Annotated in this window: 14 protein-coding genes; 5 read left to right on the top strand and 9 right to left on the bottom strand. The window is 45.0% G+C overall.

Annotated elements, in window-relative coordinates; all coding sequences use genetic code 11:
- Positions 1-264: 264 nt before the first annotated feature.
- Positions 265-1,692 (top strand): dihydrolipoyl dehydrogenase, encoded by a 1,428-nt coding sequence (gene lpdA / locus CAG58_RS02735; protein WP_004394244.1) that lies wholly within the window; start codon positions 265-267, stop codon positions 1,690-1,692.
- Positions 1,693-1,796: 104 nt separating this feature from the next.
- On the opposite strand, the gene CAG58_RS02730 is transcribed toward lpdA, so the two are convergent.
- The gene (locus tag CAG58_RS02730; RefSeq protein WP_110167828.1) at positions 1,797-2,426 is read right to left on the bottom strand and encodes a LuxR/HapR/OpaR family quorum-sensing transcriptional regulator; all 630 of its coding nucleotides are present in this window, start codon (positions 2,424-2,426) and stop codon (positions 1,797-1,799) included.
- A gap of 386 nt (positions 2,427-2,812) precedes the next feature.
- Between CAG58_RS02730 and hpt the strand changes: the two genes are divergently transcribed.
- Complete coding sequence (gene hpt, locus CAG58_RS02725; protein ID WP_004394241.1) at positions 2,813-3,343, top strand: hypoxanthine phosphoribosyltransferase; 531 nt, start codon at positions 2,813-2,815, stop codon at positions 3,341-3,343.
- Positions 3,344-3,420: 77 nt separating this feature from the next.
- On the opposite strand, the gene can is transcribed toward hpt, so the two are convergent.
- Positions 3,421-4,089 (bottom strand): carbonate dehydratase, encoded by a 669-nt coding sequence (can, locus tag CAG58_RS02720; protein WP_004394240.1) that lies wholly within the window; start codon positions 4,087-4,089, stop codon positions 3,421-3,423.
- Positions 4,090-4,352: 263 nt separating this feature from the next.
- On the opposite strand from can, the gene CAG58_RS02715 reads away from it, so the two are divergent.
- Together CAG58_RS02715 and CAG58_RS02710 are read left to right on the top strand one after the other, a co-directional pair.
- Positions 4,353-5,276, top strand: coding sequence for an ABC transporter ATP-binding protein (locus tag CAG58_RS02715; RefSeq protein ID WP_004394239.1), 924 nt, complete (start codon positions 4,353-4,355; stop codon positions 5,274-5,276).
- Positions 5,276-6,046: an ABC transporter permease gene (locus CAG58_RS02710; RefSeq protein WP_004394238.1), complete on the top strand. Its 771-nt coding sequence runs from the start codon at positions 5,276-5,278 to the stop codon at positions 6,044-6,046. Before CAG58_RS02715 ends, CAG58_RS02710 begins: the two co-directional genes overlap by 1 nt.
- A gap of 126 nt (positions 6,047-6,172) precedes the next feature.
- On the opposite strand, the gene panC is transcribed toward CAG58_RS02710, so the two are convergent.
- From panC to sfsA, 7 genes are all read right to left on the bottom strand, one after another.
- Complete coding sequence (gene panC, locus CAG58_RS02705) at positions 6,173-7,054, bottom strand: pantoate--beta-alanine ligase (RefSeq protein WP_154170174.1); 882 nt, start codon at positions 7,052-7,054, stop codon at positions 6,173-6,175.
- 11 nt (positions 7,055-7,065) lie between these two features.
- The gene (gene panB, locus CAG58_RS02700; protein WP_040903811.1) at positions 7,066-7,860 is read right to left on the bottom strand and encodes a 3-methyl-2-oxobutanoate hydroxymethyltransferase; all 795 of its coding nucleotides are present in this window, start codon (positions 7,858-7,860) and stop codon (positions 7,066-7,068) included.
- Between the two features lie 15 nt (positions 7,861-7,875).
- Positions 7,876-8,367, bottom strand: a complete 492-nt coding sequence (folK, locus tag CAG58_RS02695) for a 2-amino-4-hydroxy-6-hydroxymethyldihydropteridine diphosphokinase (protein WP_158138875.1) — start codon at positions 8,365-8,367, stop codon at positions 7,876-7,878.
- Positions 8,364-9,734 carry a polynucleotide adenylyltransferase PcnB gene (gene pcnB, locus CAG58_RS02690; RefSeq protein ID WP_161439693.1) on the bottom strand — a complete coding sequence of 457 codons (1,371 nt, stop codon included), beginning with the start codon at positions 9,732-9,734 and terminating at the stop codon, positions 8,364-8,366. The genes folK and pcnB overlap by 4 nt, the downstream gene beginning before the upstream one ends.
- Before the next feature lie 110 nt (positions 9,735-9,844).
- Entirely contained in the window at positions 9,845-10,714 is an 870-nt protein-coding gene (gene gluQRS / locus CAG58_RS02685) for a tRNA glutamyl-Q(34) synthetase GluQRS (protein ID WP_161425965.1), read from the bottom strand.
- A gap of 157 nt (positions 10,715-10,871) precedes the next feature.
- On the bottom strand, positions 10,872-11,318 hold the full coding sequence (gene dksA, locus CAG58_RS02680; RefSeq protein ID WP_072671411.1) for an RNA polymerase-binding protein DksA: 447 nt from the start codon (positions 11,316-11,318) through the stop codon (positions 10,872-10,874).
- Between the two features lie 132 nt (positions 11,319-11,450).
- Positions 11,451-12,197 carry a DNA/RNA nuclease SfsA gene (sfsA, locus tag CAG58_RS02675; RefSeq protein WP_161425964.1) on the bottom strand — a complete coding sequence of 249 codons (747 nt, stop codon included), beginning with the start codon at positions 12,195-12,197 and terminating at the stop codon, positions 11,451-11,453.
- Between the two features lie 229 nt (positions 12,198-12,426).
- On the opposite strand from sfsA, the gene hrpB reads away from it, so the two are divergent.
- On the top strand, positions 12,427-14,889 hold the full coding sequence (gene hrpB, locus CAG58_RS02670) for an ATP-dependent helicase HrpB (protein WP_161425963.1): 2,463 nt from the start codon (positions 12,427-12,429) through the stop codon (positions 14,887-14,889).
- Positions 14,890-14,963 lie beyond the last annotated feature (74 nt).

Here is a 14,963-nt window from a genome sequence, read left to right as displayed (position 1 = left end):
AGTTAGCGAGTGAAGGCGGCTTTTCAGCCGCCTTGATTCAACTATTATCTTGTAATTGGCTGATATAGTGTTTTTTATTCAGCGAATTGTCGTCTAGCTCACAGGCTAAATGGATTTACTTTTCACACCATTAACATCTCTGTAAACTGTTGCGGTCTGAAAAATAATCGTTTTAAACCATTATGTTTGATTAAATTCTTTATTATCAAGCAAGATAGAACCCTCCACTCAGCCTGTTAGGGATATTGACTATAAGAGGTCGAAATGAGCAAAGAAATTAAAGCCCAAGTTGTTGTACTGGGCGCAGGTCCTGCCGGTTACTCCGCGGCTTTCCGTTGTGCGGATTTAGGTCTTGAAACCGTACTCGTTGAACGTTATAGCACCCTTGGTGGTGTTTGTTTGAATGTCGGCTGTATCCCATCAAAAGCGCTACTCCACGTTGCTAAAGTGATTGAAGAAGCGAAAGCGCTCGCTGATCACGGCATTGTATTCGGTGAACCACAAACCGATATTGATAAAGTTCGTTTATGGAAAGAAAAAGTCATTAACCAGCTAACGGGCGGTCTTGGCGGTATGGCTAAGATGCGTAAAGTAACCGTGGTGAATGGCTTTGGTAAATTTACCGGTCCGAATACGCTTGAAGTCGATGGTGAAGAAGGTAAGACACTGGTTAACTTCGATAATGCGATCGTAGCTGCCGGATCTCGTCCAATTAAATTGCCGTTTATTCCTCATGAAGATCCTCGCATTTGGGATTCAACCGATGCACTAGAGCTAAGAGAAGTTCCAGGGAAACTGCTTATTATGGGCGGTGGTATCATCGGTCTTGAGATGGCAACGGTTTACCACTCTCTCGGTTCTAAGATCGACGTTGTTGAGATGTTCGATCAAGTGATTCCTGCGGCAGATAAAGATGTTGTGAAGGTGTACACCAAACGCATTCAGAACAAATTTAACTTGATGCTCGAAACCAAAGTGACCGCTGTAGAAGCCAAAGAAGATGGTATCTACGTGTCAATGGAAGGTAAGAAAGCACCAGCAGAAGCTGAACGTTATGATGCGGTCTTAGTTGCTATCGGTCGTGTGCCAAATGGTAAACTGATGGACGCTGAAAAAGCGGGCATTGAAGTTGATGAGCGTGGCTTTATCCATGTCGATAAGCAAATGCGTACCAATGTGCCACATATTTTTGCGATTGGTGACATTGTCGGTCAGCCAATGTTGGCACACAAAGGTGTCCATGAAGGTCACGTTGCCGCTGAAGTGATCTCTGGTAAGAAACACTACTTTGATCCAAAAGTGATTCCATCCATCGCGTATACCGAGCCAGAAGTTGCTTGGGTTGGTAAGACTGAGAAAGAAGCGAAAGCGGAAGGTCTTAACTACGAAGTCGCTACTTTCCCATGGGCTGCCTCAGGTCGTGCTATTGCTTCTGATTGTGCAGACGGTATGACTAAGCTTATCTTTGATAAAGAGACTCATCGTGTGATTGGTGGTGCGATTGTCGGTACCAATGGTGGTGAACTGCTTGGTGAAATTGGTTTAGCGATTGAAATGGGTTGTGATGCAGAAGATATCGCGCTCACGATTCACGCTCACCCAACGTTGCATGAATCAGTTGGTCTTGCTGCAGAAGTGTTTGAAGGGACAATTACTGACCTGCCAAACGCGAAAGCCAAAAAGAAAAAGTAATTGATCGTTTTTGAATAATAAAAGCCGCTGAATGATTCAGCGGCTTTTTGCTATCTCTTGAAGTTAACGGGATTCGATCCTCCCGTTATTCAAGATACAGCTGACTAGATAGCTACTGCGCGATCGCCTTGATAGATACAGAGCATATTTAAATAGTTATTAACCAGTTTCTGCATATCGGCCTCATCACGCGCTCGATTGGCTTGAACGAATAGCGAGTAGCAGATGCCGTGAAACAGGGTAGCAAGATCTTCAGGGTTATGTTTGCTACATACTTCTGAGCGCTCAATCGCTTTTGAAAAGACATTTTTCACTAGCAGTTGATTGGTACGATTACTCGACATAAAGAGTGGCCATACTTCATCACGCGTAGAGGCGCTCCACTCAAACCACACTTTTAACCAGTGACAATCGTCGATAGCCAAACTCACCATACCCGACGCGATATTGTGCATATTTTGCTTTGCATGCAAATCGAGATCGATATGGTCAGTTAAGAAATTAGAGAACTCACGCACCACAAAAGTGAGAACGTCATCGACGAGATCTTCACGGGTCGGGAAGTAATTGAATACTGTGGCTACTGAGACCTGAGCAATCTCAGCAATGTCAGCATGGCCGCCACGACCAATACCTCGTTTCGCGAAGACTTCTAGCGCGATTTCCATGAGTTGCTGTTTACGTTTTTGTGGAGATAGCCTTGTTCTAGGGCGTTTCTCAATAGATGCGTCCATAGTTGTTTTCCTTGCCAATTGACTGAGTTGTTGCGTATTTAGTTACGCTAATGATTTTTTTATAATTTGTTTAAAAAACCGTATGAGTGTAATGGTGCATATGTTTCAGGTCAATACGTTGTGGGTAAAAAGTGCGCTTTGTTATGAAATGACTTGTCATTCAATGAGTTTTATTGATGGTTTAGCGAATGATGTTGATCATTCTGATATTAATAGGCGAGGGAAAACAGAGCGTTAAAGAGGATAGGTGTTTTAGTCGGGTAATTATGCGCAGTAAGGTGGTGAAAGGTTAACACCCCGCGTCGGCGATGTTATTATACCTACCGAACCAACCTGCGATAGGCTGCACACTGGTGTCGAATGTCGCTCTAACCCATGAGATAGGTATGAAACATACAGTAGAAGTGATGATTTCTGAGCACGATGTTCAGCAACGCATTCGTGAATTAGGTAAACAGATTACTGAGCATTACCAAGAGAGTGAAGATTTAGTCTTGGTTGGATTATTGCGTGGCTCATTTGTGTTTATGGCCGACTTAGCTCGTGCGATTGATAAAATTCATCACGTCGATTTTATGACAGCATCAAGTTACGGCAATAGCATGCAAAGTTCGCGTGATGTACGAATTTTGAAAGATCTGGATGATGACATCAAAGGTAAAGACGTTTTACTGGTTGAAGATATTATCGATACTGGCAATACCCTAACTAAGGTCAAGGAGTTTTTAGCGCTGCGTGAGCCTAACTCTATCAACATTTGTACTTTATTGGATAAACCGTCACGCCGTGAAGTTCACGTCGATGTTCAATGGGTCGGTTTTGAAATTCCTGATGAATTTGTGGTCGGTGTCGGTATTGATTATGCACAGAAGTACCGTCATTTGCCTTACATTGGTAAAGTTGTACCGCAAGAGTAATATCAATCTTCACCTAAAAGTATGCCCACTATCATGTGGGCATTACCTCATCGCTTAAAGCGCATCCTTGCTATTATTTAACGACACAATAGCTGATGTTGTGGATTAAGGATCTTCTCCATCGCTTTATGATAGCTTCCGTCAACCAGTTCTTGAGAATCGCAGCGTAGACCTAAATACTCAAGCTTTCCATCTTCAATGCCATAGACCATACCATGCAGCTCAACGTCTTGACCACGTAACCAAGCGGTTTGCATGATGGTGGAGTTACCTAGGTTGTAGACTTGCTCTGCCACGTTAATTTCTGCCAGTTTGTCTGAGCGATCTTTCTCTGGCATCTGCTCTAAATAGTGGCGATGCTTAAAGTACAAATCGCGAATATGCAGCAGCCAGTTATTGATTAGGCCCAATTGAGGATTATCGATCGCTGCCGTCACACCGCCACAGCCGTAATGACCACAGACAATAATGTGCTTCACTTTTAGTACATCGACCGCATATTGCACCACCGACAGACAGTTAAGATCAGTATGAATCACTTGATTGGCGACATTACGATGAACAAACAGTTCTCCGGAGTACAATCCAGTTAAGCGTTCTGCTGGGACACGGCTATCCGAGCAACCAATCCATAAAAAATCGGGGTTCTGTCCTTTGGCTAACTTTGCGAAGTATTCTGGCCGTTCGGATTTGATTGACTCTGACCAACGAGAGTTATTTTCAAAAAGCTGTTTAAGTACTGGCATCTTCGTTCCCTTTATTAACTGAGCCAACTATACACAATGTGCTTACACGATTCTCTGATAAATTAGCAGATAGATTACTCATCTGAGCAGTTTATCATAGTGGTTTTTATGCAAAATAATCTTGTTCTCTACGGCTTATTTGAGGCAATGGTAGTGATGGGGGGATATTTTATTATTTCCTAATGTAAGGGGTTGAAAAAACGTCATCTCGCCAGCACATCTAGAGATGTTGTTATCGTCATAGCCTAGAGTCTGTAATTAATATGTATGCATTAGAAATTGATCAGTTGCGTAAAACCTATCAAGGTGGGTTTGAAGCATTGAAAGGCATTAGTTTAACGGTAAAAAAAGGCGATTTTTACGCGTTACTCGGGCCAAATGGGGCAGGTAAATCGACTACTATCGGTATTATTTCTTCTCTGGTGAATAAAACCTCAGGCCAAGTTAACGTATTTGGATATGATATCGATACTCATCTTGAACAGGCTAAGCAGTATTTGGGGCTGGTCCCGCAGGAGTTTAACTTTAACCCTTTTGAAACCGTAGAGCAGATTGTTATTCAGCAAGCGGGCTATTACGGCGTGCCGAAGAGCTTAGCGAAAGAGCGAGCGAAAACGTATCTCAGCCAACTGGATTTATGGGATAAGCGCAAAGAGCGTGCTCGTAATCTCTCCGGCGGCATGAAACGGCGTTTAATGATTGCTCGAGCTTTGATGCATCAGCCACAACTGCTGATTTTAGATGAGCCAACCGCGGGGGTTGATATTGAGCTGCGTCGCTCGATGTGGGAGTTTTTAAAAAAAATTAATCAGCAGGGCATTACCATTATTCTGACTACTCACTATCTGGAAGAAGCGGAAATGCTCTGTCGTAATATTGGTATTATTCATCGTGGTGAGTTGATTGAAAACACCACCATGAAGGCACTGTTGGGTAAACTGAGTGTCGAGACGTTTATTCTCGATATCGATGATGAGCAGAAAGTGCAACCGTTATCCCAAGTGATCTCTCAGCGCATGGTTGATGGATCTTTAGAAATTGAACTCGATAAAAGCCAAGGCTTAAATGCCGTTTTTCAACAGTTAACTCAACAAGGCGTTAGCGTACGTTCAATGCGTAATAAGGCCAACCGCCTAGAAGAGTTGTTTGTCACGATAGTGCGTGATTCCAATCAAGGGGATAACTAATGTACGCGATTTATTGGACGGCTTTTTGTAGTCTACTGCGCAAAGAAATTACCCGTTTCACTCGTATTTGGGTGCAAACGCTGGTGCCTCCCGTGATTACCATGAGCCTGTATTTTGTGATTTTCGGTAACTTGATCGGTTCACGCATTGGTCAGATGAATGGCTTTAGCTATATGGAATATATTGTTCCTGGTCTTATCATGATGTCGGTGATCACCAACTCGTATTCTAATGTGGCTTCGTCATTTTTTAGTGCTAAGTTTCAAAAGAATATTGAAGAGTTATTGGTGGCGCCAGTACCGAACTACGTGATCATTGCCGGTTACGTCATGGGGGGAGTGGTACGCGGTCTGTTGGTTGGTGCATTAGTGACCTTTGTTTCATTGTTTTTTGTGAATTTACAAATCGAACATTGGGGTATTATCTGCGCAACGGTTTTTCTGACATCGATAGTGTTTTCTTTAGGTGGACTAATTAACGCAGTTTTTGCTCGAACCTTTGATGATATTTCGATCATCCCGACATTTATTCTTACGCCATTGACGTATTTGGGCGGTGTTTTTTATTCAATCAGCTTATTACCGGACTTTTGGCAAGCGGTATCGAAAATTAACCCAATCGTCTATATGGTTAATGCATTCCGTTATGGTTTCTTAGGCGTTTCGGATGTTAATGTGGTGACTTCATTTAGCGTATTGGCGGTATTTATTATCGTCCTTTATTCGATTGCTCATTACTTAGTGAGTAAAGGTAAAGGATTACGCAGTTAATCACTATTATCGATGGGTATTGTCGATGGTTATCACCGATAGGTAAGCCACGAATAAAAAGGTCAACCCTTAGGAGGTTGACCTTTTTATTTAGAGAATCGCGCTCAATATACCGAGGGCAAAGGGTTACTCTTCTTCACTGCTACTTTTAGTATCAGCATTAAGTTCAACCACTTGATTGTCGATAAGTCTCACTTTACCTAAAAAAGCCGCCATTAAAATGACTGCTTGTTTACTCTCTGCACTGATCGGTAATAGGGTTTGCGCATCGCGAATAAACAGATTATCAGGCTCAATATCGGCCGCTCGTAATTGGTCAATTGCATCTTCAATGATCGAGGGATAATCATCTCGACCACCGCGGATGGTGCTGCTTATCCAACGCATCGTGCGGGCGAGTACGGGAGCTCGTTGACGCTCATCAATGGTTAATAAGTTATTGCGCGAACTCATCGCTAAACCATCCATTTCACGTACGGTAGCGACACCGACGATCTCAATGTCTAGACATAAGTCTTGAACCATTTGTCGAATGACGGCTAACTGCTGATAATCTTTTTCGCCAAAACAGGCGATGTTAGGCTGAACAATATTAAACAGCTTATTAACGACCGTCGCGACACCACGAAAGTGACCTGGACGGGACGCTCCTTCCAGCATCTGGGAAAGCCCTGGGACTTCAACAAAGGTTTGTTTATCCAGTCCATTGGGATAAATCGTCTCGGCAGTCGGAGTAAAGACCAACTCAACGCCTTCACTATTCAACTTACTAAGATCGTCATCTAAAGTGCGTGGGTAGTTATTGAGATCGTCGGCACGTTCGAACTGCATTGGGTTGACAAAAATACTAACCACGACAACATCAGCCAATTCACGGGCTTTACGAACTAAGGTCAAATGACCTTCGTGTAAATTGCCCATGGTTGGCACAAAAGCCACTTGGCGACCATCACGCTTATACTGTTTTATCTGCTCGCGAAGAGCTGAAATATCAGCAAAAGTCTGCATGGATTACTCCTTCAGGCAATAGTATGTGCATCATCAGGAAACGCGCCGCTTAACACATCAGCCATATATTTGGCGACCGCTTGGCGCATATCTCCTGTCTCTGCGAGGAAATTTTTGGAAAATTTTGGCATATAATTGGCCGAGATACCGAACATATCGTGCATCACTAAGATCTGTCCATCGGTGCTATTACCAGCACCAATGCCAATCACCGGAACGTCAAGTAACTCGGTGATTCTTTTTGCTAAGGCCGCTGGTACACACTCTAATAAAATAATTTGTGCTCCAGCTTCTTGTAGAGCGATCGCATCTTTCACCATACGATCGGCTTTGTCTTGTTCTCGACCTTGTACTTTATAACCACCAAAAATATTGACTGATTGAGGGGTAAGCCCTAAATGAGCGCAGACTGGAACGGCGCGTTCAGTGAGCATTTTGACCGTCTCAACCAACCAGTCGCCGCCTTCAATCTTGACCATATTGGCTCCAGCACGCATCAGCTGAGCGGCGTTCTCACACGCTTGCTCAGGTGTAGCGTAACTCATGAAGGGCATGTCTGCCATCAGTAGACAATTTGGACTCCCGGCTCTCACACAGCGCGTGTGATAAGCAATATCGGCAATAGTCACTGGCAGCGTATCATTTTGCCCTTGCAGTACCATACCTAGAGAGTCACCGACCAGTAACACTGGCATTTCTTGGCTTTCAAATAATTGAGCAAAGCTCGCATCGTAGGCGGTTACCGTTGGAAATTTACGGCCCTGCTGTTTCCAGTTTATCAGGTCGTTAATGGTTATTTTTTTCATAGGATGTCCTTATACTCAGGTTGGCGAGTGCCAAATACTAAGTCCATTACGATCAACCTCTGAGAGTAGATCGCTCAGCTTAGTTCCATCAGGGAGAGATAAATCAGGGGCTATTTCATCTAGGGGGTAAAGTACGAATTCACGCACTTTCATACCGTAGTGAGGTACCGTTAAGCGTGGTGAATCGATGATCTCATCGCCATAGAGAAGGATATCTAAATCGAGCGTTCTTGGCCCCCAGCGTTCAGCTTTACGCTCACGTCCTTGCTCTTGTTCGATAGCTTGAGTGCAATCTAGCAGAGCTAATGGACTGAGCTGAGTATCAATTACGACAACAGCATTGATGTATTCTGGCTGATCTTGGGGCCCCATTGGCGTACTACTGTACAGCGATGAGGCAGCAATAAACTGTGATTTCGGCAACTGTTTGAGTGCCTCAATCGCTTGTTTGGCTTGTAATATGGGCTTTGCTAAATTACTGCCTACCGCAATATAAGCGATGGTCATAGCGCTGTTTTTCCCTTAGGTTTGCGCTTACGAGTGGACGGTTTACGTCGACGAGTACTCGGGCCGTCACTATCCGCACTGTCTAAGTCGTTGACCATGGCTTGGCGCATATTACGACCCGCATTTTGGAATGTTTGCCACCATTTCGCGAGTTTTTGCACGTCGCCGCCTTCAATCTCACCACGCATTTCAAGGAAATCAAATCCAGCGCGGAACTTATTGAGCTCTAATAAGCGGAAGGCGCGTTTGCCGTTACGACGAGGTAAACGCAACTGCATCTGCCAAATTTCTCGAATGGTCGTGGTATGGCGACGTGGAATCGCAATCGACTTAACGACTTGGTCGAGAATATCGTTGCTTGCTTCCATCACCGCATCGTAAAAATTAAGCGCTTTGGATGCCATTAATTGTTCAGCGATCGTGACCATTGGATACCAAAGAAACGCGGCAAACATAAAGGCCGGATTGATGCGTTTACCTTCTTCGATACGTAAATCAGTAGAGTCAAGCACCAAATCAAGCATCTGCTCGGTTTGTGATGAGTAATCTTCCGTAAAGTATTCAGCAACCTGCGGGAATAACTGTTGGAACAGGTTGTACTCACGCATCAAATGATAGGTCTCTAAACCATGACCACTTTGCAGCATTTTCAGCGATTCTTCGTACAAGCGTGCCGAAGGGATTTCTTTTAATAGTGGAGCCAGCGTTTCAATCGGGGCGGCGGTATCTTCTTCGATATCAAAATCCAATTTAACGGCGAAACGAATCGCGCGCAGCATGCGCACCGGATCTTCACGATAGCGAGTTTGTGGATCGCCGATTAAGCGGATCAACTTATCATCGAGATCTTCAATACCACCAGCATAATCATGAATACTATAGTCAGCAATGTTGTAGTACATCGCATTGACCGTGAAATCACGGCGTTCAGCATCTTCATCGATGGTGCCATACACGTTATCACGCAACAGCATGCCCGCTTCTGACTGCGCTGCGATGTGTTGATTGATCTCTTGATGATGACCGCGGAAAGTGGCGACTTCAATCACGTCACGACCAAACATGATGTGTGCTAAACGAAAGCGGCGGCCAATCAGGCGACAGTTACGAAATAGCTGACGGATCTGCTCTGGGGTCGCATTGGTGGCAATATCAAAATCTTTTGGAGTATGGTTAAGCAATAAATCACGCACACCACCTCCAACTAAATAAGCATCGAATCCCGCACCGTGTAAGCAGTACAAGACTTTTAAAGCATTTTCGCTAATCAACTGCCGAGAGATATTATGCTCTTGGCGAGTGATTACGTTGAGCGCAAGCTCTGGGTATACGCGAGGTTCGCGTGTTTCTAATTCATTATTATTCATGTGCATCTGACAATGATTGGTGTTGGCTATTCAAGCGTTGTGGTGCACCTGTTGTGGCTTAAATGGGCCGAATTGCGGCTAATAATAGCGTAGATAGCGCCGTTTGAGAATCACGGTGTGATCTTTGTCGCTTCAGGGAGCTGCGCGACTTGCCAATGTTGACTCCCCCAATGAATGATTTCGTCGAGCTGAGCATCGATAACTTCGTCCGGTATTGCAAAGCCTAAAAACTGCATCGCGCGAATCAACGTCGGTTTGGGATGTTCAATATCAATCGCTGGGGCGTGATTTTGTTTAGAGAGTTTATTCCCGTTACCATCCATCGCCAATGGTAAATGTAAGTAGTGAATCGGCTTTTGTTGTAAAGTGTGATACAGGCTAATTTGTCGCCCGGTTGGCTCAATCAAATCGGCACCACGGACCACTTCAGTGACGTCTTGTGCGATATCATCAATGACCACGGCGAGATTATAAGCAAATAAGCCATCACGACGTTTGATGATAAAATCTTCTTCCGCTAATGGCTTAGGAATCGTGATGTTACCTTGTTTTAGATCGGTAAATTGATAAGTCGGATAGTCCATGCGTAGACGAATCGCACAAGGCTGGCGCGGATTGAGGAATACCCCTCGACAAGTGCCAGTATAAAATCCACCGCTTTGCTTGATCTGTTGGCGAGTGCATTGGCAGCGATAAGCTTGCCCTGACTTAAGCCAAGCATCGATTTGGTCTTGATAGAGAGTGTGCCGCTGGCTTTGATAAACCACTTCACCATCCCATGTTAAGCCATAGGCTTCCAGTGTTTGTAAGATCGATTGTGCCGCGCCGGGCATTTCTCGTGGCGGGTCGAGATCTTCTATGCGCACCAGCCATTTCCCTTGCTGACTTTTGGCTTGAAAATAACTGCCCAACGCGGCAATCAGCGAACCAAAATGCAGTGGACCAGAAGGTGAGGGAGCAAAGCGACCGATGTAATTCATAGTGATAACAGTTAAATGTAGTAAAAAATACAGTCCGTTGAGTCGGAAATAGCTGCGGCAGAGTAACCGCGCTAGCTTGCAATAGTAAGCAAATCACCGCCAATAAAAAAGGAGCATGGTGCTCCTTTTTTATCATCAATCAGCGTTGCGACTGTGGTTAGCCCATCATCTGCTTTTCTTTGATTTCTGCCAGTGTCTTACAATCGATACACAAGTCTGCCGTTGGACGAGCTTCTAAACGGCGAATACCGATTTCAACACCGCAAGATTCACAGAAGCCGAAATCGTCTTCTTTGATCTTATCGAGCGTCTTTTCAATTTTTTTGATCAAGCGACGTTCACGATCACGGTTACGCAGTTCTAGGCTGAATTCTTCTTCCTGAGACGCGCGATCCACGGGATCGGGAAAGTTTGCTGCTTCATCCTGCATATGGTGAACGGTGCGACTGACTTCTTCCCTAAGCTGGTTACGCCAAGCTTCTAAAATTTTAGTAAAATGAGCGATCTGATCCGGCGACATATACTCTTCACCGGGTTTGGTCTGATACGGCTCAACACCTGCAATGGCTAGGGTGCCTAGCGTTTTCTTTTTGGATTCTGGCATACAGCATCTCCTACTAACACCTAGTCAACTGCGAGAGCAGTTAATTTGAGGCGGGTATCTATAGCAAAAAGAAGGGGCCGAGGCAAATACTCAATCGTAAACTTATCGTCAATGTGAAGGTGTCATCATTTTTTACTGTGAAGGCACAAACTCGATTGGCGATACTAATTGGATTTCTCGTGGTGAAAGTTGCGCTTTATAGCACAGTACTTCGACACCGGCTTCTTGAGCCATGGTTAACAATTGTGAATAGTTCGCGTCAATATGGTGAGCGATAGAGACTTTTTCAATCCCTGAATGCAAAACAGTGAATAAAAGTACAGCTCTACTCCCATTTTTGGCCATTTCGGTCAGTTCACGTAAGTGTTTTTGTCCTCGTAAGGTTACCGCGTCTGGGAAATAACCTTGACCGACAGATGGCTTTCCTACGTGATGATTGAGAGAAGGATCATCAAGTAAGGTGACACTTTTCACTTCTACATAACAGTTTGGCAAATCTGGACCACTAAGCAAGAGATCAATTCGGCTATTTTCTTGGCCATATTTTACTTCGCTCTGTCGCTGAGGGTAGCCTTGTAGCTCCTTAATCGTCCCATTTTCAATCGCTTCCAATGCCAATTGATTGGCTCGTAAGGTATTCACCACAATCTGTTGAGAGGAGAGGGTTTCGGTGAGTTCCCAACTGTGTGGATATTTACGCTTAGGATTGTCGGAGGTGGAATACCATACTCGGCTACCGGGTTGAGCACAGCCGATCATTGCTCCTGTGTTGGCACAGTGAATAGCCATGATTGAGCCATCGTCTAATTGGACATCGGCTAAAAAACGTTTGTAGCGTTTAATTAAGATGGCGCTGTGTAGCTCAGGGATAAATTGCATCCGATAACCAGTTTGATAAGGGAAAGGCTTATTTTATACGTTAAAAACAATCTAAAGGCACGTTGAGTGATTCGGATTGACCATCAATCATGCTTATCGCGTCTGGCTTTTTACTGTTTGTAAAAGGTTTACTTTCGGGACACAACATAATGTACTGAAAGTAAGTTAGTTGGGTTTCACTACTGTTTTTATGTACAATACTGCGTTGCTTTTTGAGAAGGACGCTATTTTGTCAGCTTTACCTATCGATGCGGTTATTCCTGAATTACTTCGTGCTATCCAACAGCAAAATCAAGTGATCCTTAAAGCGCCTCCAGGAGCAGGGAAATCGACCCGTTTTCCGTTACAACTTTTGCAGGCTAATCTGATCGACGGCAAGATTATTATGCTGGAGCCGCGTAGGCTAGCCGCGCGTAATATTGCCTATTATTTAGCACAGCAATTGGGTGAGTCGGTTGGCCAAACGGTGGGTTATCGAGTGCGTGGTGAGAATCAGGTTAGTGCACAGACTCGCTTAGAAGTCGTCACTGAAGGGATCATGACGCGGATGATTCAGCACGATCCAGAGTTAAGTGGTGTCGATTTAGTGATCTTTGATGAATTTCACGAACGCAGTCTCCACGCGGATACCGCCTTAGCGTTCAGTTTGGAAGTGCAAATGGCATTGCGTGATGACTTGAAAATTGTTGTTATGTCAGCAACTTTAGACAGCTCTGCATTACAAACGCTATTGCCTCGCGCTGGTTACCTTGAATCACAAGGACGCAGTTATCCCGTCACTGTTGACTATCGTCCGCTATCGTCCAATCAAACTTGGCAGGCGGTGATGGAGCAGCAGATCCGTGGCTTACTCACCCAGCACAGCGGATCGTTACTGGCATTTTTACCCAGTGCGGCCAGTATTGCTCAGTTACAACAGCGGCTCAGCGACTTGCCTAGCGAGATTAGCGTGCATGGCTTATTTGGTCAGATGCCTTTTGAGCAGCAACAACAAGCGCTGCTTCCTGCCAAGAGTGGTCAACGTAAAGTGGTATTAGCGACCAATATTGCCGAGACCTCATTAACCATTGAGGGCATTCGCTTAGTGGTTGATTCTGGGCTTGAGCGGCGAGCTCGTTTTGATTTGAAAACGGGTATTACTCGCCTAGAACAGGTCAGAATTAGTCAGTCTTCGGCTCAGCAAAGAGCCGGGCGTGCGGGGCGTTTAGAGCCTGGTTTATGCGTGCGACTGTACAGTGAAGCGCAGTTGAAGCAGCAGCCATCCACACCACCACCAGAAATTTCACACAGTGATTTAGCCTCGCTGGCTTTAGAACTTGCCCAATGGGGAGCGCAATCAGCCAGTGATTTATTATGGTTGGATGTGCCTCCTCCATCGGCGCTTGAGCAAGCTCAAGCGTTGTTGGCTGATTTACAATTACTGGATACGCGGGGGCAACTGACTAGCGCGGGAAAACAAGCCCATCAATTAGGTGTTGAACCTAGACTAGCAGCCATGCTCATTTGGGCGGCAACTCAAAGCCCCGCTTATTTATCGACGGCTGTGGCATTAACGGCCTTATTGGAGGAGCCTGAACGGCAAGTATTGGATATTCAGCACAGTCTGCATCGTTGGCAGCAGCGGTTACACCGCCAATCTTCCCGATTGGATCAGCGAGCGAGCTCATTAGCGAGTCTATTAAGCACTCGTTTTTGTCTTTCAGATGTGGATGAACGATTGCTGGCCAGTGTTGCCTATTTTGCGTTTCCTGATCGTTTAGCCCAGCAACGGGGGCGTCATGGGCAATATGTTTTAGCTAATGGTCATGGTGCCTTTACCTTTGATGATCATCCTCTTGCCAGTAGTCAATATTTGCTTGCGCTGGATTTGTTGCGTGGCCAGCAGCAAGCAAGTCAAATTTTTACGGCTCTGCAGGTTGATATTCAATCATTAATTACCGATCACTGTGAGCGTCTTATCGAGCAGGAGTGGGTTGATTGGGATGATAAATCCCAGCGCTTTGTTGCGGAAAAGCAACAGAGATTCGGTAAGTTACTGATTGCTCGGCAAGTGCTTCCTGCCCCTGAATCTGAAAAAATCACCGAGGCTTTACTTAATTTTGTCCAGCGCCAAGGGCTTTCGGTATTACATTGGGATAGTGCTAGCCAAGAATGGCTTGCGCGGGTGCGCTGCGCTTGCCAATGGCTGCCGGAAGAGGCATGGCCTGATATGAGCGATGAAGGGTTATTGAATCATCTGGCAGATTGGTTAGCGCCTTATCTCATCGGTATTCGTTCTGGAAAGGCTTTGCAGCAAGTGCCGATTATTGAAGCTCTGAATGCCTATTTAGCTTGGCCATTGAATCAGCAATTAGACGAATGGTTACCCACTCATCATCTTTTGCCAACGGGTACACGAAAAAAAATTCGTTATCAAGTTGGGTATGATCCGGTGTTGTCGGTGAGAATGCAGGAAGTCTTTGGTGAAAAAAGCTCGCCGTGGATAGCGAAAGGACGGATAGCCGTGGTAATGGAGTTGTTATCCCCCGCACAACGCCCCCTGCAGATCACCCGTGATTTAGCCAGTTTTTGGCAGGGCGCTTACCGCGATGTACAAAAAGAGATGAAAGGGCGATACCCAAAACATATTTGGCCGGATGATCCGGCTAACCACAGTGCGACGACAAAAACGAAACGACATCTAAACTCATGACCAATAAAAAAACTCCGCTTAAACGGCCAGCTTCGAAAAAAGTCGAGCCTACCAATAAAGCATCGAAAAAAACG

The sequence above is a fragment of the Vibrio sp. V31_P5A7T61 genome (assembly GCF_009904895.1).
Lineage (GTDB): Bacteria > Pseudomonadota > Gammaproteobacteria > Enterobacterales > Vibrionaceae > Vibrio > Vibrio metschnikovii.
The sequence above is the reverse complement of the archived record's forward strand: the minus strand, read 5'-3'. Positions and strand labels throughout refer to the sequence as shown.

Bases quoted from the DNA above. Each gene is read 5' to 3' on its own strand.
- lpdA (WP_004394244.1), top strand. From the start codon at position 265: ATGAGCAAAGAAATTAAAGCCCAAGTTGTTGTACTGGGCGCAGGTCCT.
- CAG58_RS02730 (WP_110167828.1), bottom strand. From the start codon at position 2,426: ATGGACGCATCTATTGAGAAACGCCCTAGAACAAGGCTATCTCCACAA.
- hpt (WP_004394241.1), top strand. From the start codon at position 2,813: ATGAAACATACAGTAGAAGTGATGATTTCTGAGCACGATGTTCAGCAA.
- can (WP_004394240.1), bottom strand. From the start codon at position 4,089: ATGCCAGTACTTAAACAGCTTTTTGAAAATAACTCTCGTTGGTCAGAG.
- CAG58_RS02715 (WP_004394239.1), top strand. From the start codon at position 4,353: ATGTATGCATTAGAAATTGATCAGTTGCGTAAAACCTATCAAGGTGGG.
- CAG58_RS02710 (WP_004394238.1), top strand. From the start codon at position 5,276: ATGTACGCGATTTATTGGACGGCTTTTTGTAGTCTACTGCGCAAAGAA.
- panC (WP_154170174.1), bottom strand. From the start codon at position 7,054: ATGCAGACTTTTGCTGATATTTCAGCTCTTCGCGAGCAGATAAAACAG.
- panB (WP_040903811.1), bottom strand. From the start codon at position 7,860: ATGAAAAAAATAACCATTAACGACCTGATAAACTGGAAACAGCAGGGC.
- folK (WP_158138875.1), bottom strand. From the start codon at position 8,367: ATGACCATCGCTTATATTGCGGTAGGCAGTAATTTAGCAAAGCCCATA.
- pcnB (WP_161439693.1), bottom strand. From the start codon at position 9,734: ATGAATAATAATGAATTAGAAACACGCGAACCTCGCGTATACCCAGAG.
- gluQRS (WP_161425965.1), bottom strand. From the start codon at position 10,714: ATGAATTACATCGGTCGCTTTGCTCCCTCACCTTCTGGTCCACTGCAT.
- dksA (WP_072671411.1), bottom strand. From the start codon at position 11,318: ATGCCAGAATCCAAAAAGAAAACGCTAGGCACCCTAGCCATTGCAGGT.
- sfsA (WP_161425964.1), bottom strand. From the start codon at position 12,197: ATGCAATTTATCCCTGAGCTACACAGCGCCATCTTAATTAAACGCTAC.